Annotated in this window: 24 protein-coding genes; 11 read left to right on the top strand and 13 right to left on the bottom strand. The window is 40.7% G+C overall.

Features of this window, described 5'->3' with window-relative positions:
* Positions 1 to 85: 85 nt before the first annotated feature.
* From MED121_RS10895 to MED121_RS24420, 3 genes are all read left to right on the top strand, one after another.
* Entirely contained in the window at positions 86 to 1804 is a 1719-nt protein-coding gene (locus tag MED121_RS10895; protein ID WP_009833747.1) for a transporter substrate-binding domain-containing protein, read from the top strand.
* A gap of 144 nt (positions 1805 to 1948) precedes the next feature.
* Positions 1949 to 3349 (top strand): sigma-54 dependent transcriptional regulator, encoded by a 1401-nt coding sequence (locus MED121_RS10890; protein WP_009833746.1) that lies wholly within the window; start codon positions 1949 to 1951, stop codon positions 3347 to 3349.
* 195 nt (positions 3350 to 3544) lie between these two features.
* Positions 3545 to 3721 carry a hypothetical protein gene (locus tag MED121_RS24420; protein WP_009833745.1) on the top strand — a complete coding sequence of 59 codons (177 nt, stop codon included), beginning with the start codon at positions 3545 to 3547 and terminating at the stop codon, positions 3719 to 3721.
* Positions 3722 to 3879: 158 nt separating this feature from the next.
* On the opposite strand, the gene MED121_RS10885 is transcribed toward MED121_RS24420, so the two are convergent.
* Positions 3880 to 4617 carry a GGDEF domain-containing protein gene (locus MED121_RS10885; protein WP_009833744.1) on the bottom strand — a complete coding sequence of 246 codons (738 nt, stop codon included), beginning with the start codon at positions 4615 to 4617 and terminating at the stop codon, positions 3880 to 3882.
* 321 nt (positions 4618 to 4938) lie between these two features.
* Between MED121_RS10885 and MED121_RS10880 the strand changes: the two genes are divergently transcribed.
* Positions 4939 to 6585 (top strand): FMN-binding glutamate synthase family protein, encoded by a 1647-nt coding sequence (locus MED121_RS10880; RefSeq protein ID WP_036179972.1) that lies wholly within the window; start codon positions 4939 to 4941, stop codon positions 6583 to 6585.
* Positions 6586 to 6634: 49 nt separating this feature from the next.
* Here MED121_RS10880 and MED121_RS10875 read toward each other — a convergent pair whose 3' ends face one another.
* Positions 6635 to 7633, bottom strand: a complete 999-nt coding sequence (locus tag MED121_RS10875; protein ID WP_009833742.1) for a LuxR C-terminal-related transcriptional regulator — start codon at positions 7631 to 7633, stop codon at positions 6635 to 6637.
* A 104-nt stretch (positions 7634 to 7737) separates the two neighbouring features.
* On the opposite strand from MED121_RS10875, the gene MED121_RS10870 reads away from it, so the two are divergent.
* From MED121_RS10870 to MED121_RS10860, 3 genes are all read left to right on the top strand, one after another.
* Positions 7738 to 8619, top strand: a complete 882-nt coding sequence (locus tag MED121_RS10870) for an acetoacetate decarboxylase family protein (RefSeq protein ID WP_009833741.1) — start codon at positions 7738 to 7740, stop codon at positions 8617 to 8619.
* 17 nt (positions 8620 to 8636) lie between these two features.
* On the top strand, positions 8637 to 8939 hold the full coding sequence (locus tag MED121_RS10865; protein ID WP_009833740.1) for a 2-dehydropantoate 2-reductase N-terminal domain-containing protein: 303 nt from the start codon (positions 8637 to 8639) through the stop codon (positions 8937 to 8939).
* Between the two features lie 369 nt (positions 8940 to 9308).
* Positions 9309 to 9497, top strand: a complete 189-nt coding sequence (locus MED121_RS10860) for a hypothetical protein (RefSeq protein WP_009833738.1) — start codon at positions 9309 to 9311, stop codon at positions 9495 to 9497.
* 300 nt (positions 9498 to 9797) lie between these two features.
* Here the strand turns inward: MED121_RS10860 and MED121_RS10855 are convergent, their stop codons facing one another.
* The 3 genes from MED121_RS10855 to MED121_RS10845 are packed head-to-tail and all read right to left on the bottom strand — an operon-like array spanning position 9798 to position 13023.
* Positions 9798 to 10220: an MmcQ/YjbR family DNA-binding protein gene (locus MED121_RS10855; RefSeq protein WP_009833737.1), complete on the bottom strand. Its 423-nt coding sequence runs from the start codon at positions 10218 to 10220 to the stop codon at positions 9798 to 9800.
* Positions 10221 to 10264: 44 nt separating this feature from the next.
* Positions 10265 to 11773 carry a TyrR/PhhR family helix-turn-helix DNA-binding protein gene (locus MED121_RS10850; RefSeq protein ID WP_009833736.1) on the bottom strand — a complete coding sequence of 503 codons (1509 nt, stop codon included), beginning with the start codon at positions 11771 to 11773 and terminating at the stop codon, positions 10265 to 10267.
* Complete coding sequence (locus MED121_RS10845) at positions 11770 to 13023, bottom strand: ROK family transcriptional regulator (protein WP_009833735.1); 1254 nt, start codon at positions 13021 to 13023, stop codon at positions 11770 to 11772. Before MED121_RS10845 ends, MED121_RS10850 begins: the two co-directional genes overlap by 4 nt.
* Before the next feature lie 164 nt (positions 13024 to 13187).
* Here MED121_RS10845 and MED121_RS10840 point away from each other — a divergent pair, with 164 nt between their 5' ends.
* Both MED121_RS10840 and MED121_RS10835 read left to right on the top strand, forming a co-directional pair.
* Positions 13188 to 14363 (top strand): AGE family epimerase/isomerase, encoded by a 1176-nt coding sequence (locus tag MED121_RS10840; RefSeq protein ID WP_009833734.1) that lies wholly within the window; start codon positions 13188 to 13190, stop codon positions 14361 to 14363.
* Between the two features lie 256 nt (positions 14364 to 14619).
* Positions 14620 to 15567: a LysR family transcriptional regulator gene (locus MED121_RS10835; RefSeq protein WP_009833733.1), complete on the top strand. Its 948-nt coding sequence runs from the start codon at positions 14620 to 14622 to the stop codon at positions 15565 to 15567.
* Between the two features lie 78 nt (positions 15568 to 15645).
* Here the strand turns inward: MED121_RS10835 and can are convergent, their stop codons facing one another.
* From can to MED121_RS10810, 5 genes are all read right to left on the bottom strand, one after another.
* The gene (gene can / locus MED121_RS10830; RefSeq protein WP_009833732.1) at positions 15646 to 16245 is read right to left on the bottom strand and encodes a carbonate dehydratase; all 600 of its coding nucleotides are present in this window, start codon (positions 16243 to 16245) and stop codon (positions 15646 to 15648) included.
* Positions 16238 to 17110: a putative RNA methyltransferase gene (locus tag MED121_RS10825; protein WP_009833731.1), complete on the bottom strand. Its 873-nt coding sequence runs from the start codon at positions 17108 to 17110 to the stop codon at positions 16238 to 16240. Before MED121_RS10825 ends, can begins: the two co-directional genes overlap by 8 nt.
* Positions 17111 to 17238: 128 nt before the next feature.
* Positions 17239 to 19389, bottom strand: a complete 2151-nt coding sequence (locus tag MED121_RS10820) for an EAL domain-containing protein (protein WP_009833730.1) — start codon at positions 19387 to 19389, stop codon at positions 17239 to 17241.
* Between the two features lie 61 nt (positions 19390 to 19450).
* A complete protein-coding gene (locus tag MED121_RS10815) occupies positions 19451 to 20353 on the bottom strand; it encodes a DUF1853 family protein (protein WP_009833729.1) in 903 nt (300 codons plus the stop codon).
* 12 nt (positions 20354 to 20365) lie between these two features.
* Positions 20366 to 20731: a YqcC family protein gene (locus MED121_RS10810; RefSeq protein WP_165474619.1), complete on the bottom strand. Its 366-nt coding sequence runs from the start codon at positions 20729 to 20731 to the stop codon at positions 20366 to 20368.
* A gap of 63 nt (positions 20732 to 20794) precedes the next feature.
* Here MED121_RS10810 and MED121_RS10805 point away from each other — a divergent pair, with 63 nt between their 5' ends.
* Positions 20795 to 21859: a DUF3549 family protein gene (locus tag MED121_RS10805; RefSeq protein ID WP_009833727.1), complete on the top strand. Its 1065-nt coding sequence runs from the start codon at positions 20795 to 20797 to the stop codon at positions 21857 to 21859.
* Positions 21860 to 22036: 177 nt separating this feature from the next.
* On the opposite strand, the gene MED121_RS10800 is transcribed toward MED121_RS10805, so the two are convergent.
* The 3 genes from MED121_RS10800 to rlmKL form a co-directional block, all read right to left on the bottom strand.
* Positions 22037 to 22297, bottom strand: a complete 261-nt coding sequence (locus MED121_RS10800) for a hypothetical protein (protein WP_009833726.1) — start codon at positions 22295 to 22297, stop codon at positions 22037 to 22039.
* Between the two features lie 275 nt (positions 22298 to 22572).
* A complete protein-coding gene (gene purU, locus MED121_RS10795) occupies positions 22573 to 23430 on the bottom strand; it encodes a formyltetrahydrofolate deformylase (RefSeq protein WP_009833725.1) in 858 nt (285 codons plus the stop codon).
* A 176-nt stretch (positions 23431 to 23606) separates the two neighbouring features.
* A complete protein-coding gene (gene rlmKL, locus MED121_RS10790; protein WP_009833724.1) occupies positions 23607 to 25841 on the bottom strand; it encodes a bifunctional 23S rRNA (guanine(2069)-N(7))-methyltransferase RlmK/23S rRNA (guanine(2445)-N(2))-methyltransferase RlmL in 2235 nt (744 codons plus the stop codon).
* 118 nt (positions 25842 to 25959) lie between these two features.
* Here rlmKL and MED121_RS10785 point away from each other — a divergent pair, with 118 nt between their 5' ends.
* Positions 25960 to 26169, top strand: a complete 210-nt coding sequence (locus MED121_RS10785) for a ribosome modulation factor (protein ID WP_036179969.1) — start codon at positions 25960 to 25962, stop codon at positions 26167 to 26169.
* Positions 26170 to 26253: the final 84 nt, after the last annotated feature.

Raw genomic sequence — 26253 nt, 5'->3', positions numbered from 1 at the left:
TTAAGATATGCGCCTGCTAAAGTCTGCTGTTCTTCTGTTTTACATCTAGTTAACATACCCAGATCAACCCTAAGCAAAATGACCTATGACTCAATTAAACCGCTATTTACCCAAGTTCCCACTGGTTACTATCACCACATTTTTGACCTGTGCACTTTTACTCATGTCGCAACAGCTTATGGCAGAGATAGATAATAAAAGCGGAATGCAAAAGCCGGTATTTGTAGTGGGTGCTGATCATAGTTACCCTCCCTATGAATTTGTAAACCAATATGGGGAACCAGATGGTTATACGGTGGAGTTAACCTTAGCTATAGCTGAGTTAATGGGTTTTGAAGTTGAGTTTCGCATGAGCGACTGGAAGACAGCGCTAAAAGGACTTTATCAAGAAGATGTGGATGTATTACAAGGTATTGCCTATTCCGTCGTTAGGGCCCAAACCATCTCTTTTTCGCCTCCCCACTCTATTGTTAACCAATCTATTTTTGCAAGGGATGACTCCCCCAATATCTCTAATGTCAGCATGCTTAAAGACAAAGAAGTCATCGTTCAAAATGCCAGCATTATGCATGAGTACCTCATTAATGAGGACATAGGGGCTAAGATCATCCCTGCCCCCACTCATTTAGAGGCTTTACGCTTATTAGCTGCGGGTAAACATGACTTTGCCTTAATCGCAAATTTACCTAGCTTGTATCTCACTAAAGAGATGGGGCTAAATAATATTTATCCTATTAGTAGTCCAGTACAAGGACAACGTTTGGGCTATGGTGTTCTACCTAAAAATGAAGCGTTAATCTCCCGCTTTACTGAAGGTTTAGCGATTTTGAAGAACACAGGCCGCCAGCAAGAAATTTATGAAAAATGGTTAGGCTCTTTGGAAAAGAAAGGCTTGCCTTGGGATATTATTGCTCAGATCGTAGGCATTGCAGCGAGCTTATTATTGCTGACGCTCGCAGGCATTGTGGTTTGGAACTCCATGCTTCGCAAGGAAGTAGAAAAACGCTCCTCCCAAATTCATGAGCAACAGCAACAGCTCATTCAGGCCGATAAAATGGCCTCTCTTGGTGTGCTGGTCTCTGGCGTTGCCCATGAGATCAACAACCCAACAGGCTTGCTCATGCTAAATCTTCCGCTCTTAAAAGAGGCCTGGATAGATGCGCTGCCCAAACTAGAAGCCCATGCACAAGAACATGGTGAATTTAAACTCGCCGGCCTTAGCTTTAACCGAATCAAACAAGAGCTCCCCTATCTGCTAGATGAAATGGATCAAGGCACCATTCGGATTCGAAATATTGTTAATGATTTAAAAGATTTTGCCCGTTCAGAACCGGACGAAATCAAGCAGGAAGTCGACATTAATAAGGTAATTCAAACTGCTGTCAGACTCGTAGATAAGTCTATTCGAACCGCCACAGACGAGTTTGAACTCAATCTTCAAGACCAACACCTCCTGATTATGGGCAGTGCTCAACGTATTGAGCAGGTAATGATAAACCTGATTATTAATGCTTGTGATGCTTTGGATTCAAAAGGGCAACGAATTCGCGTATCAAGTGAACTGAATCAATCCAATACGCAAGTCATTATTAAAGTAGAAGATCAAGGAGGCGGAATTGATGAGAACTTATTGCCACGCCTGACAGACCCTTTTTTCACCACTAAACGTGAACTTGGAGGAACAGGGTTAGGCCTATCTGTATCAGCAAGCATAGTGCAGGCCCATGAAGGCAGCATGACGTTTGATTCGGTAAAACTACTGGGTACCACTGTCACCATCTGTTTGCCCTGCTATATGCCTTAAAAGAAGGTTTAATTGGTCTAATCCCTACTAACAGATGCACTCTTTCCATAGATAGGGAATAATATGCCCACTAAAATTCACCGCAAAAATGGCATGATCGACTGAACTGCCATTTTATTTAAATTTTTAAGAAGTTTTAGCCAGATGTCAGATTCTAGTTTATATCCACAATTTCCCGTGCTCTTAGTTGATGATGAAGTGTCTTTTCTGCGCAGCATGTCTCTTACTCTTGAACGAAATGATATTAATAATATTCACACCTGTTCAGAGCCAAGATTAGTGCCTGAGCTCATGCAGCAATTAAATGCTGGCTTGGTTCTATTGGACCTCACCATGCCAGGCTTATCCGGACGAGATTTACTGACCTGGTTTAAAGAAGAGTACCCCGATGTATGCGTTATTGTGATTAGTGGCATCAACCAGGTTGAGGCAGCAGTCGACTGCGTTAAACAAGGCGCGTTTGATTATTTTGTTAAAACCACTGAACAAAGTCAGATCATTGAAGGTATTAAGCGGGCGATACGCACGCAAGAATTGAGCATTGAAAACCAGTTATTACGACGACAAATGCTAACCACAGAGCTGCAAAAACCAGAACTGTTTGATTCTATCATCACCGCCTCTAACACCATGTGGTCCGTCTTTAAATATCTAGAATCTATTGCTAAAACTAACCAACCTATTCTTATTTGTGGTGAAAGTGGTGTGGGTAAAGAGCTCTTTGCCAATGTCGCCCACTCACTCAGTGCCCGTAAAGGTGAGCTTGTGACAGTAAATGTGGCAGGCTTAGATGATGATATTTTCGCGGACACTTTATTTGGGCATAGCCGTGGGGCCTTTACAGGTGCAGATAAGGAGAGGCCTGGACTGGTTGAAAAAGCCGCTGGGGGCACTCTCTTTTTAGATGAGATTGGCGATTTAAGTTTGGCTTCCCAAGTGAAGTTATTACGTTTACTACAAGAAGGTGAATACTATCCATTAGGCAGTGATAAACCTAAGCGAATTCAAGCCAGAGTCATAGTTGCGACCCATCAAGATTTAGCCCTAAGACAAGAGCAAGGGAAATTCAGAAAAGATTTATTTTTTAGGCTGAAAACCCATCAAGTGAAAATTCCACCACTTAGGGAAAGACTATCTGACCTGCCTATTTTAATTGATCACTTTGTCAAACTGGCTTGTAATGAACTCGGTAAAAGCTACCCTAAGGTGCCCAAGCGATTACCTATCTTATTAAGTAGCTATACTTTTCCAGGCAATGCACGTGAGCTTAAGGCCCTTGTTTATGATGCAGTGAGCCGAAGCCATGACGGCACCCTAGACACGTCTAGCTTTACCCACTTATTTGACAAAGAAAATCTCAGCCTTAGTCAAGGAGACAGTGTGACCTTTCATCCTAATATGCCAGTACCAACATTGACTCAAATGGCAGAACAATTAGTCACAGAAGCCATGAGCCGAGCTCAAGGGAATCAGTCTTTAGCGGCGCGTATGTTAGGCGTTTCGCAACCTGCATTAAGTAAACGCTTAAAAAACATGAAAAATTAGTCAAAATGAGCCCATATCTAAAACACTTAAAAGCTTGATTATTAGGCTTGAAAAGCAAAGTTTGGACCCTATATATAAGTTTACAAACCATAGAAAAATTACTTAAAACATACTTTTCTTACTTTACCTATCGGCTATTTTCATCCATGATGAATCCATAGTAAGAAAAAGTTAAAGAATCTGGAGTACGCCAATATGATCGAATTTATGATGTTTTCAGCAGTTTGCTTGGCTATATTCGTGTTGGCAAAAAACCTAGGCGCACAAGCCCAAACACGCTCACTTAAGCCTATTCGCATTGAAACAGAAGAAGAGAAGCGCCGTAAGCAACTCGCTAAAAAACAGCAAGCCTCTAGACACTACAAAGATTAGAAACAGTTAATTCACTTTTCGAGTTTATAGTTTAAAAAAGCAAAGTAAGTAAAATCGTGAAATGTAAAAAGAAAGTAAAACCGAGTGATAAAAGCAAAAACCGATCAAACTCCCCGTTGATCGGTTTTTTTTATGTATCAAGCATGATTTGTTGAAAATTAGGCAAATACAACCTTTGGCGAGTTTGGTTTTTTCGCTTGATACATGGCGACATCAGCAGAACGTAATAAACTATCCACATCCTTCTCATCGCCAGCAAAGGTTCTCACCCCGACACTCGCACCCACACTTAGCGGCTTTCCTTTATAATAAAAAGGTTGATTAATAATGCCGAGTAACTCTATCCCAATTTGTTGAACAATCTCGCGATTAACCAAGCTATTTCCATACATACGCTGCAACAACACCACAAATTCATCACCACCTAGCCTAGCGACCAGGTCTTCATAGCGAATCAGGGCTTGTAGTCTCGATGAAATTTCGACTAAAAGCGCATCACCGGCCTCATGACCATGTTCATCATTAATTTTTTTAAAACCATCTAGATCTATTAATAATATCGCGGCTTGTTCTTTATAACGGCCATTACTGGAAACCACTTTTTCCATATTTTTTAAAAAATAACGACGGTTTCCTAATTGGGTTAAGGGGTCAGTTAAAGCCAATTTTTTGATTTGCTCTAGCATCTCCTCCCGCGCATCAACAAAAGGTTTTATGACCCAATAGTAAATGGGAAACAAAGACAGGCTCGCTAGAAAAAATGCATCAAGGACAGCAATAATGGTGGGAGAGAGGTTTAAAGGAAATAATTGAAATAGCATCATTATGGCCAGTTCGACCAAAAAGATAATCAATATAATGCGCAGAACGACCTGCTTAGTTGATAACAAACTCATATTAATGCTTCCACACTTGGGCTTTGCCTAAAATTATTATGTAAATAAAATCCCTCTTATTTTGACTCAACAAATACTGAGGTTATTAAAACTTTCCTAGCTTTTTTAAACCTTCTTTCTGGCTAAACATTATTCAAAAAACCATTAAACTAAATAATTATGCATTTAAGATGAATTTTTCATCCGCTAGACAAAACCCTTCATTTAAAACTTAATCCCTTAATTTAATTGAAAAATCCTTTGAAACTTCACGCCATTTCAAGACTCTATACTTATACTCAGTTAAGTTCGTAAACATTATAAAAGCGAGAACAACTCATTATGACGTTAATGCAAACCTGCTTTTGGTTCATTGCACTTGCTGGCAATGCACTCACATTATCTTGGTTTAGCCTTACTGGTTCGACTGCCGCTATCGTTTTTTTGATCTTCACCTTAGCGTATAGCGCTATCGGGGCCTATGACATTTTCTTCAGCCCACACAGCCTAAATCGCCTTTATCCTGTCTCTGCTTATATAAGATATTTTCTAGAGAATTTTCGTAAGGAGATTCATCAATACTTTGTGGCGAGCGAAACAGAGGAGCTCCCCTTTAATAGAGAACAGCGTAGTCTGGTTTATCGAAGAGCCAAAAATTTAAGAGACACCATTGCCTTTGGCACTCAAAGGGAACTACTAGAAGAAAATTATTTAAGTTTATGGCACTCCCTGTCTCCTAAAGAAGTAAAGGAAGAGCAAAAGCGAGTTCTTATAGGCGGGCCTGACTGCCTACAACCCTATAGCGCAGCTTATTTAAATATTTCAGCAATGAGTTTCGGCGCGCTTAGCCATCAAGCGATCGAAGCCTTAAATCTAGGTGCTCACAATGGCGGATTTAGCCATAACACAGGTGAAGGTAGCGTTAGCCCCTATCATTTAAAACACGGTGGTGACATTGTCTGGCAAATTGGCTCTGGATTATTTGGCTGTCGAACTCAATCTGGCGACTTTTGTCCAGATAGTTTTACTAAAACGGCCCTATTAAATCAGGTTAAGATGATAGAAATAAAGCTATCTCAAGGCGCCAAACCTGGACATGGTGGCGTTCTCCCGAAAGCTAAAATTACCGATGAGATCGCAAGGGTTAGAGGTATATCTAAGGAAGAAGACTGTGTTTCACCCGCAATACATCCAGAATGCAAAACACCAAAAGCACTGCTCAACTTCATCCAAACCTTGCGTACTTTAAGTAAAGGTAAACCCATAGGTTTTAAACTTTGCCTTGGTAATCCGGCTGAGTTTCTAAGCATTTGCAAAGCCATGCTAGAGCTGCAAATTTACCCTGATTTCATTACGGTAGATGGCGCTGAAGGTGGAACAGGAGCAGCACCTGTAGAGTTTTCAAACCGACTGGGTATGACCTGCCTAGATGCAGTTTACCTAGTTAACAGCATGCTCATTGGAGCAGGTATCCGTAATAAAATCAGCGTTATTGCCTCTGGCAAAACCGCATCCAGTTTTGATTTATTAAGCAAGATTGCCGCTGGGGCCGATACGGTCAATGCCGCTAGAACCATGATGTTGGCATTAGGCTGTATTCAAAGTCAGTCCTGTAATAGTAACCAATGTCCAACCGGTATTGCCACTCAAGACCCGGTTCGGGGGAAAGCAATTGATGTCCAAGCCAAGGCACAAAGAGTCACTTACTTTCAGAAAAATACCCTCCACAGCTTTTTTGAATTAGTCGGCAGCTTAGGCCTTGATGACCCAAGAAAACTTACCCCTAATATGATCAAAAGACGCACTAACTATAGTCTTAGCATATCCCTTGGGGTCATGATTCCTAGCTTAAAAGAAGGAGAGTTAGAAACAAATCCTGAGCTCCCCTACCCTTGGAAGCAATGGTGGGATGGAGCCCAAAGTGACGATTTTTATGTGCATGATGAACATGAATTAACACCACCCGAGCTTAACCTCAAAAACCTATAACACTTGAGCCTTTAATATTTAAGCGCTTCAGATTAGCAGCCAATTTCACTTAAACAGCATCTTGAGCTGGTCCCATCAATTGGGCTAGCTCGGACCGGCTGGAGATCGCCAACTTGTCATAGACTCGATAAAGATGATTTGAAATCGTCGAAGGTGCTAGCTGGAGCTTTTTCGCAACCTCTTTAAAGGTAAGTCCTTTACACACTAATTGAACTATCTCTTTTTCCCTAGCACTTAGCTTATCCAATGGGCCTAAAGGCCTTAAACCCACCTTAACTAGGCTTCCCATTAAAGTTAACTCAAACACTAGATCATGACTTATCACTGTATAAAGACGATCAGGGTCTACTTCAGTACTAAGGGCAGCGTGTGCAAGCGCATCTGGAATATCAATCGGCAAACTATAAATATTTCGCCTTGAAAAATGCTCATACAGTAAGGTCATAAAACTTGGATGAACATCATGAAAGCAGCCAGTAAGGTCACATAACGCAGCACATTCCTGACCTTGGGTATCTTGTAAAACCTGACCGACTCTTAAATGTAAAAAAGAAGCATGAGAGATAGCAGCAACAAGGTGAAACATGAGCTGTTTTTGTAACTGCTTCTCTTGCAGACTAAATGGGTGATCACGATCAAATCGATAAAGGCTTATTAGAGTATAAAGACCAGAATCCATCTCTAAATGTGCTGCAGCTAAGATACGCTCAATGCCATAGGGCTTAAACAAGGTGTGATAAAGTTCAGAGCGATAAAATACCTTGTCCTCAACCACGTCAGCCATGTCTATCGGTAGATCTAAATTATTCAGCACTTCATCTTTTATGGGGTTAATAGCCATAGTGGATTCTAAGTGTTCCACATACTTATCATCTAGACCGACTTGATCAACATAATGAAAATGAATATGGGTTTGATTGCCCGTCCCCCAAAATGCAGCATCAAATTCAATCACACTAGTCAGTTGTTCTAATGCCCAAACACGATACTTATCGGGCGCAATACTTGGAGCAGAGCGATAAAGGTGACTAATAAACGCGTCAATCATTTACGACTCCTATTAGGCTATTTTTACCATTTATATCACATCCCTTTTATCATAATAATCATCTCAGATAGCCATTAACTAAGCTTTTGAGTATGAGGAAATCCATGAAACCTAACAATATAATTGAGCCTGGTCTGCTTGCTAATGATGAAGAATTTACTGATGAATTTTTTCAACAGTTTGTTTTTCGCAAAGCAAAACAACCACTTAAGCTAACTGACTCAATCAGTAGAGACTACCAGTTTCCAACGCTCTACGGCAATGTCACCTGCGCTATCGGTATTTTCTTATGTGATTTCAAAAAAGCCCAAGCCCTATTGCCTCATCCAAAGATGAAGCCTGTCCCTATGCCGAGAGGCAGGGCGCTTGTTACTTTCTCCTGCTATGAGTATCAAAGGGTGAAAGGTGTCGCACCTTATAATGAAATCGCCATGACCATTCCGGTCATGATAGACCCCAAGGTAAACATCCCTGTATTACCTGTAATTAAAGACAGTTTATTCAGTAAATTTGGCTATTATGTTTTTCACATGCCCGTCACCTCATTAGAGAACCGCATTCGCGGTAACGATATTTGGGGGCTTCCTAAAGTAGTCGATACCATAGATATAAAGGTTGAAAACCAGACATCAAAAACACAGGCGACGGATGAATTTGGCAATCAGTACTTTACTCTATCTGTGCCAACGCAAGGATCTGCAATGTCATTTGATGTGAAATCTAATATTTACTCCAAACTAGGAAGTCAGTTATTACAAAGCCCAACCCAGTTTAAAGCCGAGTTTATGGTGAATAAATATATGAACCGACTTTGGCAAAAAGGCGGCAAAGATCCGGGGGCATTAATCATAGGTAAAGGCCCCTATGCGGAGCTTTTACACACCTTAGATATAGACCCCAACCCTTTTCAGTTTCGCTATGCAAAGCAGATGAATGCTTGCTTTGACTTACCTAACGAAGACTATAAAGCCCCCTTCACATTCTAAGGATAAAGGAAGATCCGATGAAATATGACCCTAAAACTCTTCTTTTAATTGGCGCAGGTGCCGTGGGATCGAGCATTACCGCTTGGATATCTCCTTACCATAAAAACTTTTTTGTGATGGATCAGGGGGAAACACTTGAGACGATCAAGCAAGATGGAATCTTTGCCTACAAACAAAACCAAAAGGAAAAAGGCGTCAAGATTAGGGCCAATACAATTGAGGATTTTGCTGACAGCCCTACACCCGATATTATTTTAATCTGCGTTAAGAACGACAGTTTAGAAGGCTTATCCCGTGCAATTATTCAGGCCAATGGGTAAAAATGTATTGAAAATTGTATTAATGTCGGTCTACAAAATGGCATACCTGCCCCTTATAACAGAGCAATTTATCAAATTTGCCAACGGGAGTTTAATCAAGCTCAATTTACTCCCCTTAATGTTAGCGATCTGGCATCGCAAATTTTAGCGATAAAACAAGGTACGCTAAATACCGTCTAATGAATTATGGCTAAATGAATAAAGCTCAAGAGCCATTAAGTGAAACAATATTACAGCGCTAAACCACAAAATAGATGAATTATTCTAACCTATTTGGTGAAAAAGCATCGTTTGTCCCTACTTTGAATGCGATCTATTATGTAATTGTTGTAATTAAACAACAAACCACAGTAAAGAAGGAGATACATTATGGATTCACAACAAGAGTACGAAGCACTATTAGCGAAATGGGGATTTGCCTCTGAAAGCCAAGATACTGCCAATAAGTTTTATGAGTTTGGCAAAAAAACACACGCTTTCTTTGCCAAAAAAATCAGCAAAATTGTGGCTAGTTTTCAATCTAAACCACAAAATGTGCAGCTAGGCTTAAATCATTAAGTCTAGCTGTTTTTTTATTTTCAGATTACCCACAAAACAGCCTGCCAAACCCTTAATACCCATCACTCACAATCCTCTTAGTATTTAAGAGATATTGCCGATTCTTGTAAAAATCAAACCGTTACACTCTTTATGACTTACAACACAGGTTTGTAGGTTTAGACATTCTTTATTGGGATTAGATTACTCAGTTTAGGCTTTGTATAACCGCGCCATTATCATCTTGCAGTTATTTCAATTTGGCCAGGGGCTAGATTTTCTAGCCTCTTTTTTATTCTAACTATCAACTAAATCTGTGCTTCACTGCATTCCTTTTGATAACAGTGCAGCTTGTTTCTTAGGAAGTTTATTCACCACTTGTAAATAAGAATGCTCTATTTGGCGCTCTATTTCTCCAGGCGGTAATTCACCATCAAGTAATAAGGTATTCCAATGCTTTTTATTCATGTGATAGCCTGGGACAACACTGTTAAACACATCCCTTAACTCAAGAGCATGCTCTGGATCGCACTTTAAATTTAGCCTTAAGATATCTTCCTTTTCGTAGATCAATCCAAATACTTTGCCTGCCACCTTAAAAACCATGGTATCTGGGCCAAAGGGAAAGCTATAGCTTGCACCGATTAAAGATGAGAAAAAACGAGCCCAAACTAATGCAGATTCAGAAAGCCCCTGATATTTCTCTAAATCCTCTTTTTCCTTATCACCTTGATCATTCACCATTTTACTGTCTCCCTGTTTGTGTCTCTATCTAGTCAAGATAATCGCTAATCAGGATCTTTTTTGATCCCGTATTCACGTAATTTATTCGCCACAGAACTATGACTCATGCCCACCTTATCTGCCAACAGGCGGCTACTTGGGTAACTTGGAAATAAGCTGGCTAACAGTTTGGCCTCAAATTGCTTCATGGTTTTATCTAAAGACCCTTCAATCAGCTCAAGCTCAACATCAGGCTGCTGCTCTTGGGCTTTATTGACTAAATTAATATCACCTAAATCAATGGTACTTTTACTGGTCAATAAACAGGCCTGGTAACAAACATGCCTAAGTTCAGTAAGGTTCCCAGGCCAAGTATGCAAGGCTAGCTTACTAAAAGCGGCCCTGCTCACTTTTAACATGGGCTTATTTAAGTCTAAGCAGGCGAGTTTGCAGTAATAGTGTGTCAACTCAGAGAGGTCCTGTTTACGTGACCTAAGGGGCGGTAAATGCAATGAAAACTGAGCAATACGATACAAAAAGGCTCTTTGTGCAGGGTAACGTTCAGCCAGTTCTTCTAACGGAGTGTCTGAGACAAAAATCAGTCGATTAAAAGTAAAGTCTAAATTTGGCACCTTATCTAAAAAGTCCAGAACGACCTCATGCATCTCTACACTTATCCATTGGGGTTCATTTACTATCCACCATTGGCTTTGAGGTGATGCCTCTAAGTGCTTAAGCGTTAGCTTATTACCACTCATACTCTTTACTATACCTTGATTAATTCCATTCAATTTTTGCCAACTTAAATGCATTGCTTTAACCAAGTCTTGCTTGCCACTGCCCGCTTCACCGGATAAAAAGAGGGGAGATTTAAGCGCCAAAAAGGCAGTCAGTTGTTTCACTAATGCTTTCATTAAGGGGCTTTTCGCCACCACCTGCTCAAGTGCAACATCTTGCACCGCAGCATGACGTAATTTTTCTGCCTGCGCACCCAAACGTGTTTCTGACTTAATTTGAACCAAGGTGCCAGCTCTGACAGGCTCACCTTCAACCTCATCGGGTATGTATATAGGTAAGATTTCAAGTAACAAGGTTTTACCCGCCACCCTTACCCTTTTACTTTGAAAGCGTTTTAATTTGGTTAAGTTAGCACTGGAGAAATACTCTTTACTAAAATGCACCCCTTTAAGGTACTGGCTGATAGGTTGACCAAAGGGAGAATCCCCTAGCTGCAAGTCATCCATAGCCGTCTGATTTGCCATCATAATATGACCAAACAGATCAAGAGAGACGACACCATCCGATAAGGTTTCGATCAAGGTAAATAACGCATTATGAGCTCGGTCGGACGGCGTAAACATGGCCGTTTTAACATCAAAAACCCCATCAATCCGCCTAATTTCAGCCATCAGTGTTTGCAAGTGTTCAAAGGCAATATCAGCAAAAGCGCAATACATACGATCATGCTTACGATCGATTTCAATACCTTTTAAGTCAATATCATAGGGAATGAACAGATCTAATACTTGGCTCGCCATTCCAATTCTGTCATGACAATGAATTTCTAAAATCATGATTTTTCAAGCCCATTGACACCCTGTATTGCTTGTCGCTTAAACGGTTCGTCTGTCACTAACAATAAAGAATGATAAGGTGAAAAGGTTTGATACAAAGGCAAAATGGCAGCTCCAACAATACTTGAGGTGGCACCGGTCACAGCTACGTCAATAGGCGGTAAATCAAGTACTTTAGGTGCGGATTCTCTTACACTCAGTGTTAATACATTAATCAATACCTTTAACACAGAAGAAGGTAATCGCCCTCCTAACAGGATACGCTTTGGATCTTGCAGAGCAATAATACTAATGAGAGCAGGCGTAATGTCAGCAGCCACTTTTTCACACCAATTAGTGACTAAAGCTTGCACATTTTTCACTTGCCAAGCATTGTCATTACTCGGGTAAGTCACCTCTTGCTGTGCAAAAAAACGCTTTAACGATACGGTTGAAAGGGCCTCTAAAATCCAAGCACCAAGCTCACCTTTAGCCGTGGGAATAAGACCAAAATTACCCGCTTTACCGGCTGCACCTTGCACACACTCACCTTTAGATACTATGCCACCACCACACGCGGCGCCGACAAAAATATAGAAGAAGTCCTGGGCAGAAATCTCTCCGCCACTTAATAAAAGCTCATTAATCGCAGAGGCATTTGCATCATTTTCGCAAATCACTGTTTTTTCTGTATGCCTTGCAAGCCAAAGCTTGAAATCATCCGATGCCCAATAGGTCATCGCATTTCTTAAGTGCATCAAGTCTAGTGCTTCATCGGCTTTCAAGACTAAGCTTTCTAACCATTCGGCCATATAATCAGGCATGGTCAGACCCACTCCCTGCACCTTGTTCCAATCATCCCCTAAGTTATCTCGCACCTCTTCAATCAGACCCAGCGCTATTTGCTTAGCTTCCGTTTCGGTGGGGAAATGCACATGACATTGGCGCAGCAGCAAGCAGGCACCATTAAAGTCGACTAAGGCGGCACTGATATGGTCTCTATCAATATTAATACCTAAGCCATACGCACCTTGAGCATTGATCTCAAGCTTAATTGAAGGCTGACCACGTTTACCCTTCACTTTCCCAGTAATGCAAACTAGCTCCTTCTCAATTAAATAAGAGGTAATCACAGATATGGTCTGAGCACTTAACCCCGCAAGCTCTGCAATTTGAGCCCGCGAAATACCAGGCTGTTCACGCACAGCTTGTAAAATAATTCGCTCATTATAAAGGCGGCTTTGTTCAGACGTACTACCTGAATGTTTCATTGACCCTTTGATCCCCTCTAAAAGCCTAGCTTTCAATAAAAAAAGATAATTCAAACAATATGTTGAAACTACTTAATTTTATTAATTAAATCTAATTGATTTAATTAATAAATAGATTACCCTATTAAAGTATTCATCAAATAATTTGCGAGTAGTGTATTAAAATGGCTAATCCTGATTTTCAAAGCTCTGAGTTTCTGACTCAACACATTTCAAATACCATGGCTTTTTATCATCCTAATTGCATTGACCCTGAAGGGGGTTATTTCCATTTTTTTAAAGACAATGGCAAGGTTTATGACACAAAGACACGTCATCTAGTCAGCAGTACCCGCTTTATTTTCAATTATGCAAAAGCCTTTCAAGCCACTCAAAACCCAGATTACTTCGAAGCCATGCTCCATGGACTTAGCTACCTAAGAGAAAGACATAAAAAAGCAGATGGAGGCTATACCTGGCTATTAAAAGGCGATGAAAATCTTGATGATACTAACCATTGTTATGGGCTAGCGTTTGTACTTTTAGCCTACGCTCAAGCTCTTAAGTCAGGTGTGAAAGAAGCCAAAGCTTGGTTAGAAGAAACATTTGAGCTAATGGAAGCTCACTTTTGGGATGCTGACTTTGAGCTGTATCGTGATGAGATTAGCAACCATTGGCAAGACGTTTCAGATTATCGTGGCCAAAATGCCAATATGCATAGTTGTGAAGCCATGTTAGCAGCCTTTGATGCAACCCAAGATAAACGTTATTTAGAACGTGCTCAATGCTTGGCAAAAAACATTTGTCAACGCCAAGCCAATCTCTCAAATGGTGAAATATGGGAGCATTACGATATTAACTGGCAAATTGATTGGCATTATAACCTTGATGACCCTAAAAATTTATTTCGACCTTGGGGCTTTCAACCAGGCCATCAAACCGAGTGGACTAAGTTATTATTGATGCTAAATGACAGAGCACCAGCTGACTGGCTAGTTGAAAAAGCGAAACACCTCTTTGATATGGCATGGGAAAAAGCGTGGGATAAGAGCAACCAGGGCTTGGTTTATGGCTATGACCCTAAAGGCCAGGTCTGTGATAGTGATAAATACTTTTGGGTACAAGCGGAAAGCTTTGCTGCTGCCGCTTGGTTAGCTAACAGTACCGGAGAAGATAAGTACTGGCAGATTTATCAACAGCTTTGGCAATATGCGTGGGAGCATATGATAGATCATAAACACGGTGCTTGGTTTCGCATTTTAACCCAGGACAACCAAGCGATAGATGATAATAAAAGTCCTGCGGGTAAAACCGATTACCATACAATGGGCGCCTGCTACGAAGTACTACCACTCGTTTAAAGACTCTAAGATTAAGGAATCTGTACAAATGAATCAGGCACATACTTATTGAGCCTGATTCAACCGCTTTAAAATCCCCATAAAACCGCCTTCACTTTCTTCCCCCCAAGCTTAATTGAGCTTAAAGTTTTCTAAAAATCTAGACTAATGTCTAAACGATCTAATATGACAAATACACCAGAAATTGACCTAATGGATTTTTCATTAGTCCCTAAATACAGTATGATTCGGGTCAAATTTGTGATGAGAGTTTGATATGCAGCTAGATAAAGTGGATTTAAATTTACTACGTTACTTAGACTCTCTACTTCGTGAACAAAATGTGACTCACGCAGCCAATCAATTAGGCATTACTCAGCCTGCCATGAGTAACGGTTTACGCCGTTTAAGAGACTTGTTTCATGACCCTCTTTTAGTCAGAACAAGTGATGGTATGATGCCAACTGCTTTAGCGATTCAGCTGCAACCAAGAGTCAGCTTGATTTTACAATCCGTAGATGAAGTCCTTCATCTAGGGCAAAGTTTTGATGCAAGCTCAAGTTCTCGTGTATTTCGCATCATGGCAAGTGATTATGCCGAAGCAACCTTAATTCCTCCTTTAATGGCACGCCTTCAAAAAGAAGCTCCCAACGTCATTCTTGATGTCATGAATCCAAGTGATGTGAGCTTTCACGATGTTGAAAAAGGTAAGGTTGATCTTATTATCAACCGCTTTGAAACCTTACCCCAATCCTTTCATCAAAAGTCTGTGTGGGTTGACCGCTTTGCCTGCATTGCCCATAAGGATAGCGAATTAGCACTTAACCCTAGCCTTGATGCTTATTTAAAAGCACAACATGTTTGGGTGAGCAAAACAGGCTTTGGTGTGGGTGTGGGCATTCAACCGGATGAGGTACAAAAACTAGGTTGGGTTGACTCAACGCTTGCCGATATGGGACTAAAACGCAGTATTCGTTTATTCACCCGTAACTATAATGTTGCTATGCGTGCCACAGAACAACTAGGGCTAGTGGCTACACTGCCCTTACTTGCGACACGCCTTTTGGCTGATAGCAGTGAAACGGTCGTCTTACCTACTCCATTTGAAATCCCGCCTGTCGAGCTAAAAATGCTGTGGAGCCCATTATTACAGCATGATCCAGGGCATATGTGGATTAGACAGACTATTTCAGCCTGTGCTCAAATCATTGCTGACAGTAACTAAAACAGTCGCTAGCTAAGATCAGGGGCACAAAAAAAGCGTGTTAAATTAACACGCTTTTTTCAACGCTAAATAGGCGTGTTAAAGCCCAGAGACACTCACATCCAAGTCTTTAATTAAGCCATTATTAATACCATAAACCCAACCATGTACTTGTAATTCTTGACCCGCTTTCCAAGCATTTTGAACTATGCTGGTTTGACAAACATTTGCCACTTGTTCAACCACATTAAGCTCACATAAAAGATCAAATTTACGTTTTTCATCGGTTTCTGCATCTATCGCTTGCTGATGAAAACGGTACACATCTTTGATATGTCCAAGCCAGTTATCAATTAAGCCATGCTCTTGTCCATCCATTGCCGCTTTAATGCCACCACAGCCATAATGACCAACAACCATAATATGCTTCACCTTCAATACTTCGACAGCAAATTGAATCACTGACAAGCAGTTTAAATCACTATGTACGACCACATTAGCAATATTGCGGTGAACAAAAACTTCACCAGGTAAAAGATTGATGATCTCATTAGCTGGCACTCGGCTATCGGCACAGCCAATCCATAAGTATTCTGGTTTTTGCTGCTTCGACAAGGTTTCAAAAAAGTCTGGCTGCTCACGAGTAATGGATTCTGCCCACTCTCTGTTGTTAATAAATAGATCATCTAACTTAGGCATTAGGGTTGTTCTCCAGCTCAGTATTCGACTGCTTTTGTAAAAGACTAAAGGTGACATCTGCGGTTAACCTTAAGTGTGTTAAGGCCTCGATGGCTTTGCGCCCAGCATATGGGGCTTTGTGCATATGGGGTGTCATTGCGAGTAAATCCATTAGTGCTTGCTGAGTATTTACCTCAAATGAAAAGCGGATTGATTGGCTCGATATCAGTTTAAAACCTGAAATCCCATCATAATTTGGTGCCTTATGAGGCCGAATTTCTGGGTATAAAACTTGCCTCAATTCAAGCAAGTGGTCTTCCCCAGAATCTGCGACAACAATAAAACCTTGATCACTTAGAACCCGCTCAAATTCAGACCAAACAGGGAAACCAAACAGACATAAAATAGCATCAAATCGATTTTCAGGCATGGGTAAATGAGCATTAGATGCCACCAGCCAAGACAATGCTTTATTGCGTTTACTTGCTGCAGCAACAGCCCATTTAGAGATATCTAACCCGACACTCGATTTGAGTTGATAATCTTCTTGAGTCGCTAAATAAGATAGATAATAGCCTTCGCCACACCCTGCATCTAAAAGTCGAATGTCATCATTCAATGACTCAGTTAAACCGATTTGCTCTGTTAGAATCTGATGAAGCTTTTGCGCAATAGGAAGATAAGCCTGGCTGTTTAAAAATGCCTGCCTTGCTTGCACCATTGCCTTGCTATCACCAGGGTCTTTAGATCTTTTATTTTGTACAGGAAGAAGATTGGCATAGCCTGTTTTGGCAAGATCAAAACTGTGGCCGTTTTGACAAATTAAAGTACGCTCTTTTAATGTTAAAGGTGAGGAGTCGAGCGGGCATATCAGATCATTTAGCACTGTCTTAACAGATCCATCAAAAAATATTGCGTTAGTCTAGGCAGATGTGAATAAGGACACAAGAAAAATAACCTTTATGCATATATAAACCTTCTATTAGAGTTAAATAGCATAAACACAAGAGCTCATTAATGCAGTGCTCTTATCCCCTCTTGCTGAGACTCGCTCTTGGCGTCTCGCGCAATATAAAGATTAAACTCTTGTCGGGGCATAGGCTTTGAAAAGAAGAAGCCTTGAACTTCTTGGCACTGATAGCCTTTTAACACATCAAGTTGAGTGTGTGTTTCTACACCTTCTGCAATCACTTTTAAGTTTAAGCTTGACGCCATAACAATGGTTGCTTTAACAATCGCATTATCGTCTAAATCACTGCTTAGATCTCGAACAAATGAACGATCAATTTTCAGTGTTTGAATCGGGAATTTTTTAAGATAAGCAAGGGATGAATAACCTGTACCAAAATCATCAATTGATAAAGAAAGACCTAACTCTCTAAATCCATGTAACTTTTCAATGGTCTGATCAGCATCTGCCATCAACATACTTTCGGTTAACTCAAGCTCAAGGTTTTTCGGATTAATACCCGTTTCAATCAGCACTTGATGAACCATATTAACAAGATCAGCTTGCATAAATTGTCGGCCTGATAAGTTAACTGACACTGTCATATCAGGAAAGCCAAGCTCACGCCATTCTTGCAACTGCTTGCAGGCCGTTCGTATAACCCATTCACCTAACGGCAGGATTAAACCCGTTTCTTCTGCAATCGGAATAAATCGATCAGGGGAGATCATACCAAACTCAGGGTGACGCCAACGAATTAAAGCTTCAGCACCGACAGTCGTTTGATCCAGCAAATTTATTTTTGGTTGGTAATAAAGTTCAAACTCTTGTTTTTCTATGGCTCGCCTCAAGCCACCACCCAGTGTTAAGTAGGCATTCAACGATTGCGACATGTTACTGTCGTAGACTTTGTAGCTATTATGCCCAATAGACTTTGCTCGATACATGGCTACATCAGCCAATTTAAGCAAGCTATCAACATCTTGAGCATGGGTCGGATAATGGGCGATACCTATACTTGCTGTAATCAGCATTTCCATATCGGCAATAGGATAAGCAGCACAAGCCACCTGCATCAGATTTTGTGCCAAGACTTCTAACTCTTCAATCTGAGTCACCCCTTCTTGCAATAGGGCAAATTCATCTCCACCTAAGCGAAACAGCCTTCCGCCTTTAGGCAAAGCTGTCATCAAACGTTTGGCAACCTGCACTATAAGCTCATCCCCTACCCTATGACCAAAACTGTCATTTACCACTTTAAAACCATCAAGGTCTAAATAAAGTACACCAAACTGAGTAAGGTTATTTTGCGCGGTTTGCAAGGTAAGGTCGAGTTCTTGATATAGCAGATGGCGGTTGGGAAGATCAGTTAAGGCATCGTAATTTTTGAGTTTGAAGAGGGCGTTTTCTTGTTCTCTTAATTTATGTACATCTAATAAAGAGACATAACTTTTTGATTGCCTGCGGTCATAAGAGACTTCTAGTTTATGCCAACGAACACCTTGATTGGTGGACAGCCTTAGCTCCCATGATTGGGTTGTTAAACCTTCACTTAAAGATTGAACCCTAGCAATAAATTCAAGAATCTTATTAAGGTCAGAATTTAAAGCAAAAATCTCCTTAAGGTGCACAAGACCGACAAAGGTATCATGAAATAAAGGACTCGCATCGACCAAGTTTTGCTTATCATCAAACACAGCTAAAGATAAATGGGAAAATTCACCAACACATAATTGAAATACCCCCATTTTATCTGCTGAATTAGGAGCTAAGGCTTTATTATGGAGTTGCTCGGGTAAGTATGAGGACCTATGTTGATTACGGCTTAATGGCCGACCTTCAATAAAAGGTTGAGAGTCAACTCTTGGTTGAGTTCGCAATAAAGAATGGCGCTTAATTGCTTTTACCTTAATGCCATAGGTTTTAGGCCCCAGCAAAACAATATTGGCATAGCAGTCATAGTACTGCCCTTTAACAGATAGAAAGGTCCAACTGATAGGTTTTGCTGGTCCCTTTTCTAAAGCGCGTAAAAAATTAATGAGCCTACGACGTAGGGCCACAGAAATAGAAAGGTTTTTACACTCTTTATTTAAACCAGACTCGAAAAACAGCACAGATGCAGCTTGGTTATACCAAGCAATACTAGCGTGATCGACGTCTATAACCCACTCAGGGGCTTTGGCCAACTCCTTCGGCCCAGTTCTTTTTATAGACATCAATATAACAACTTTAAAATCAGCCGCTATTTATGCCTTAAACACCTAACTATTACAAGCCTCACCAATCGTTAGGGACGACAAATATAGGTGCATAACACTTATCTAAATCATTTTTTAACCAATTGATTATAAAATGCCTAGGCCTTTGGTCCTGCTCAAACTTTTCGGCAAGGTTTTTGTGCCAACTAGCAAGATGGGTAAAATGATTGACTGACTCTGCTTGGACGGGCTTTGTTATCCAAAAAGGCTTTTCCAACTCTTGAGCAGAATCAAAATAAGGCGCGAGTAAACTAAGGTCAGCAAGGCGAATCCAATAACCCCGTTGTGATTCTGGATTAATTAGCTCGCCTTTATTTGCGCTCACAAAATCAACTTGCCCTAGGTATTTTTCTAGCCCTTTGGCTGAGTTTATTTGCTGATATAAGATTCCAAACATGCACAAATGTACTTGGATTGGCCGATTCAAACCATAGGACTCAAGTAAGGCATTCGCCTCAGTTAAGTCTAAAATGGTCAACTGATGAGATTTGGCTCGCTGATATTTTTTATCAAAACTATCGTTTTTATTAGGCCCAATCCAATGCCCCTTTTGCTCAGGAGACGCCAAATAAAATTTAATAGCCACTTCAAGCTGATGTAACCCCCCTTGCTCATCTTTGACTAACGCGTCTACCTCACCCAAGGTTCGAGTCGATGAAATAAGCTGCTGATGCTCAAACACGACGTCAAGAGAAGAGAAATGATTAATAGCAAAGGAGAAAAGGCTTTCAAAATAACTGCCTAGGAAATGGGACTTACATTGAGCCAAGCTAGCCTCTAAAGGCTCTGGCGCTAAATCTAACTCAGCTATTTTTTGTGGCCAGTCAGGTAACCAAAAAGCACTGAGATCAATATCTTGATAGATAAGAGGTGCTTGTAAAATGAAGGCTAGGTCACTGACACTTTGGTGTTTATAAAACATATTATGATGAGTTCAATCTTGATTAAGGCATGCGTCTATTGCTTCGAGTGCGCTGACAATCGCTTGCTTAGCAAGCTCATCCTGAGTGCGATAGAACTCTTGAGCCATTGGGGCGATACAAGAAGAACTGGGTAGGCTTTGTCCACTGGCTAACATAGGCTTAAACTTCTCCAGCATCACATACCTAAGCCATTGATCAAAGTTCATGGTATCGATACAAAAAGGCTCCTTGCTTGTCAGCGCTTCCTCGCTGGGTATTGGCATATCCCAAACATTGACTTGGCGCATCACCTTTTCCAGATTAAGGAGTAGATCTGCTAATTTATGATGTTTATCCAACCTGATTTCTCTCCCAAAAAAAGGTAATATTGCAAGCATACTATAACGCATCATTAAGCAGATACGGTTTCTGCTCAATGTCACTTAAGAGCATTCGCGTAAATGAAAAATATTGAATCCCTTACAGACCTCTTTGAATTAGTTGACTGTAAAGCAAGTTTTTATGACATTGGACGTCATGTTACCAAAATCACTCCAGCACAAGTTATCCAGTTTGATAAAAAACAGCAGCCTTACCCTTACGCTTTCAAGCAGCAAGCTTGGTTAGCGATTTTATTACACCCTAAAAAAGCGGACGTGGATGCTGAGCCTGTAATCTGGTTTATTCGATTACCTATTGATGAAAAAGGCAGCATTAACTTAGGTACCCGTGATCACCTTATCAAATCCATTGTTGATAAAATCCTAAACAAAGAAGGTGATACAGATATCAGTGATGCGTTAAAAGATAACCCTTATGCCTTCCAGCCAAACCATGAAAGAATGGCAAGTTTTCATGCAAGCTTATCCCTAGGTTTCAAAAAAGCACCATCAAGTTACTTTGAGCAGCTAATCACTTATTTAGAATCAGACCTAGATGAGAAAGATACCTCTTGGCAGTCACTTGGCCTACAGGGCATTGCCGATTTAGCAGTAAGGTCGAATCAAGAAAAGTATCTTCCTTTGATCAAAAAAGCCATTGAACATGCCCCAAAACCTGTCGCGATTGCATTGGCAAAAGCATTGGAACATGAGAAGCCAGAAGAAGACTACCTTGATTTCGTTGAAAGTCTGTACCCAGCCACAGGTGATACTGAACTAAGAGCAGCTTTAATTCGCTCCGTCTCTAAATCAACACCGTCTGAACATTTACTCCAAACCATCAAACTGTCTTTGGTAACCGCTGACAATCAAGCAACAGATGATGAGTTACAACTGATTGTGGCTATCGTAGCTAAGTGCCCTTCTTGGTTTAATACAGACTCTGAATTGCTTGCTTTGAGTATGGAGAACTTGGCAAATAGAAATGATGCTTATGTTGCCTTTTCACAAATTGCATCAGAACTAAGCCACACCCCTGTCGTAAGAGGATCCCTGTGGTCACTGTTTAGAGGTGAGAATCGTAGCCCTAAATTGACTCAAGCCATAGGTAGCTTATTTACAAAAGCGCCTGAGAAAGTTCAATAAATATCGCCCTTAAGCAGAACAAAAAAAGCCATTATTCAAAAGAATAATGGCTTTTACATATATGCTAAAGCGGGGATGATACTTCTCAAAAAGCCCCTAAATTACGTCAAAGGGGTGCCTTGCTTGATACTTTTTCCCATCACTCTAAAAAGAGAAGAGGTGACTTTGCCTACTTCCCTAGTGTCTCGTGTGATTAAGGTGTACAGGTGAACGCATTTGCTTTCTATGCTCAAGAAATGCTTCACTTAATTCATAATCACCATTTTCATCATACTGAACTGCACCGCGATTCACTAAAGCCTCTAATGTTTTAGGCAATACTTTTTGACGTCTGTCTCCCTTTACAAAGAAGTACTGATCATCAACTTGGACCACTTTAAATCCAGACTCTAAAAATCCAACACATAAATTTTGAGTAGGTGTAAGTTTTAATTTCATGTTGCAACCCCTACGCTGTTACTTTAATTGAATGTCCGTATAAATATAGTCAATATTTATAGAAACAAAACTTTGAGTGTGCTTTTTCAATTTAGTTCCGAGTTTAGAGAGACTTAAGTCTGTGCAAACCCCGCATTTATCCCTTTATCTCCCGCCAATAAATAAAAAAGGCTAGCCGAGATATACTCAACTAGCCTTTTAAAAAGTGCCCACATTTATGTCGATATGAAGACTTTATCCAAGACTCCCAGGCACCTTATCCAGATTAAAATCAATTAATCCGCAAAAACAACCGTCTTATTACCATGCACTAGCACTCTGTCTTCAAGGTGATACCTCAAGCCTCGAGATAAGACTAATTTCTCAATATCCTTACCTAATCGCACCATAGCAGGTGCTGTATGACTATGACGAACACGAATCACGTCTTGCTCAATAATAGGGCCCGCATCCAAGTCAGCGGTTACATAATGGCAAGTTGCTCCGATTAGCTTCACACCACGCACTGCCGCTTGATGATAAGGCTTAGCCCCAATAAAAGATGGCAAGAAACTGTGATGAATATTAATCACTTGGTGACGATATTTTTCACAAAGGTATTCAGGAAAGATTTGCATGTATCGAGCTAACACTATGGTTTCAGCTTGTGATTCATCAATGCACTTTTCAATCTTTTCAAAGGCTTCCATCTTGTCTTCTTTTGGAACCTGGATGAAATGAAATGGGATATTAAACCATTCCACCATAGACCTTAGTTCCTCATGGTTGGCAATCACACCAACAATGTCACAATAAAGCTCACCGGTATGCCAGCGATGAAGAATGTCATTCAAGCAATGGGATTCACGGGTTGCCATCAAAATAACTTTGGGGCGCTCTTCAGAATCCTTTATATACCAATCCATTTGAAACTTTTTAGCGATAGGTTCAAACGCCTGCTTAAATTCTGCCAAACTGATTGCCATATTTTCAGCATCCACTTCGTGACGCATGAAAAACCACTTTTGCTCAGGGTCGGTATGGTGACTGGCTTCCATAATAGAACCATTGTTTTCTTGTATAATGTCACTAACGGCAGCCACAATACCCACAGTGTCAGGGCAACTAATAACCAGTCTGAATGTATTATTCATTTAAAAACTCTTTAATTTCTTAACTTACTAAACACCTGATTGAGTGAACTCACTTCAAGTGACAGAGAATGCTTACAGGTCAAGATCAATTTATATTTCAACAGCTTGAAAACTTGACTGACAAGTCAAATTATACCTATTTACTTACTTATCTCACAGACCTAAACAGATAACTTTTATAAGGTCTCAGAGAATAGGTCTATATTATCTAACCCTGCTTGTTCTTCTTGAGACTTATGTTTAATAATCCAGCACTGGTGTATTTTACTATTACGTTCAAAGTCTAAATCCAAGGATGCTTTGGTAATATTCTCAACCTCGAAGGTATCCAAAATACTTTGATCCAAGGTAAAACGACGATAATTATTGGAGAAAATCAGTTCACCGTCTTCTTCTAAACGCGCCATGGCCAAGGTCAATAGATCAACATGATCTCGTTGGATATCCAGTACATTTTCCATCTTCTTAGAGTTAGAAAATGTCGGTGGGTCCATGAAGATCAAATCAAACATGTCTTCGCTATTTTTCAACCACTCAAAGCAGTCAGCTCGCACTACTTTATGATCCCTTTCGCTGAATTCGTTTAACTCGATATTACGTCTTGACCAATCCACATAAGTGTTTGACATATCTACACTTAAAGTGGATTTAGCGCCCCCTTGCCCAGCATGTACAGAGGCGGTTGAGGTATAGCTAAACAGGTTCAAAAAGCGCTTGCCGTTAGCTTTAGATTGAATCAGTTTACGCACAGGTCTGTGATCTAAGAAAAGCCCAGTATCAAGATAATCTTTCAGGTTTACGATAAAGTCACAATCATACTCAGTCACCTGCATCTCATGCTTAGACTGATCCAGCTTTTCATATTGTTCACGACCCGTCTGGCGCTGACGATATTTCACTATCACTTGAGACTCTGAAATATTAAGCGCATTAGGAATAGCCGCGACCACATCAAACAGCCTTTGTCTCGCTTTTAAAGGATCAATGCTTTTAGGCGCTTGGTATTCCTGTACATGCGCCCAGTCTTGGTATAAATCAATCGCTACAGCATATTCAGGCATATCCGCATCGTAAACACGGTAACATTCAATTTTATTTTTCTTAGCCCATTTAGAATACTTTTTGAGGTTCTTTTTCAAGCGATTGGTAAACATTTCAGCCCCAGCACCATTTACTGCAGGCGCAGTGATCGCATCTTGCTTAATAAAGCGCTCAACCACAGGGAAACGATAAGCACGACACTCTAAACCGCCGTTTAGTACACGTGTTTGCTTCTCAGGTCTTAAGGGAATTTGTTTAGCCAAACCTTGGTTACTGGTTAACATAAACAAGCGCCAATTCATGCAATTTTCAACCACCCATTCACCCAGTTGACGATAAAGAGCAACTAAGGCCAACTCGTCACCAATTCGCTCGCCATAAGGAGGGTTAGTCATGACAAGTCCAGGAGCGGCGTCTTCCGCTATAGCAAAGTCATATTCTTGAAATGGAGCAAGATCAACTTCGACAACACCAGTTAAGCCCGCCCTTTTAATATTTTCACGGGAATGCGCAATGGCCTTTTGATTGTTATCCGTACCAATAAAACGCACATTTAAATCCGCTGGAGCAACACGCTCATTTTTAGCAAAGTCGTTTAATTGTTGCCACAATCTATGATCATGTTGAACCCAGCCTTTGAATCCCCAAAAATGACGACGAGACCCAGGGGCAATATTTAACGAGATAAGTGCCGCTTCCACCAAGAAAGTACCTGAACCACACATAGGATCAATTAACTGTGAAAACTCATCTTGTCCCCACCCAGCTCTAAGTAACAAACCTGCTGCAAGGTTTTCTTTAAGAGGTGCCATAGCCCCATGTTGACGATAACCACGACGGTGCATACTGCCGCCGGATAAATCCAAACTTACGGTGACTTTTTCACGTTTAATTCGCACGGATACACGAATATCTGGCTCTTGTTTTTCAACACTTGGACGTTCGCCATTTCGTGCAACAAAGTAATCTGCGATCGCATCTTTTGTTTTTACCGCGCCAAATTGGGTATTGCGAATGCTGTGGTTGGTACCATGACAATCGATCGCCAAGGTTGCCGTTGCCGTCATATGTGCAGACCAGTCAATGCTTTTCACACCTTCATAAAGGTCATCAGCACTGTCTATATCAAACTGAGCTAAGGGCAACATAACTCTTGTCGCAACCCGAGACCAAAGACATGCGGTATACATGCCTTCTAGATCTGTCGACAGCTTAACTTGCCCTTCACCCAAACGGGTTTGCGTTAAGCCGCGAGCTGCTAGTTCTTGGGCAAGAACGTTTTCTAGACCCAAAGGACAGGTAATCTCAAGTTGATAGTCAGCAGCTAAAGTTGAGCCTGCTTCGAGTTGCGAATTTTGTCTAGTTGTCATTTTTAATTACTTTTTAATGAAAATTTATACTCTTTTAGAGCAAAGTGTTTTTAGACAATCCTCTTTTTCTCGACTAGTACTTAAAGTTCGACAAAAGAAAGTATAGAGGATTAGTCACATGAAGAAACAGAAACGAGACCTTCAACATCGCGCCTACATTCGTGGATATAGAGCAGGAATGGCAGGCCGTTCAAAAGGCCTATCTAATCAATGTCATGAGAATTCACGTTCTGACTGGTTAGCAGGTTGGAGAGAAGGCAGAGTGGATATGTGGGATGGCCTAACACCAGTGGAAGGAACCTTTAAAGCGATCAGTTCTCCCCATTAATTAGCCTCCGTTTCTTACCCTGAGGTAAAGACAAGTGTCTTTACCTCATTCTAATTTACCTTAATCTACCACCTAACCCAGTTT

It is taken from the genome of Marinomonas sp. MED121, from assembly GCF_000153025.1.
GTDB lineage: Bacteria > Pseudomonadota > Gammaproteobacteria > Pseudomonadales > Marinomonadaceae > Marinomonas.
The sequence above is the reverse complement of the archived record's forward strand: the minus strand, read 5'-3'. Positions and strand labels throughout refer to the sequence as shown.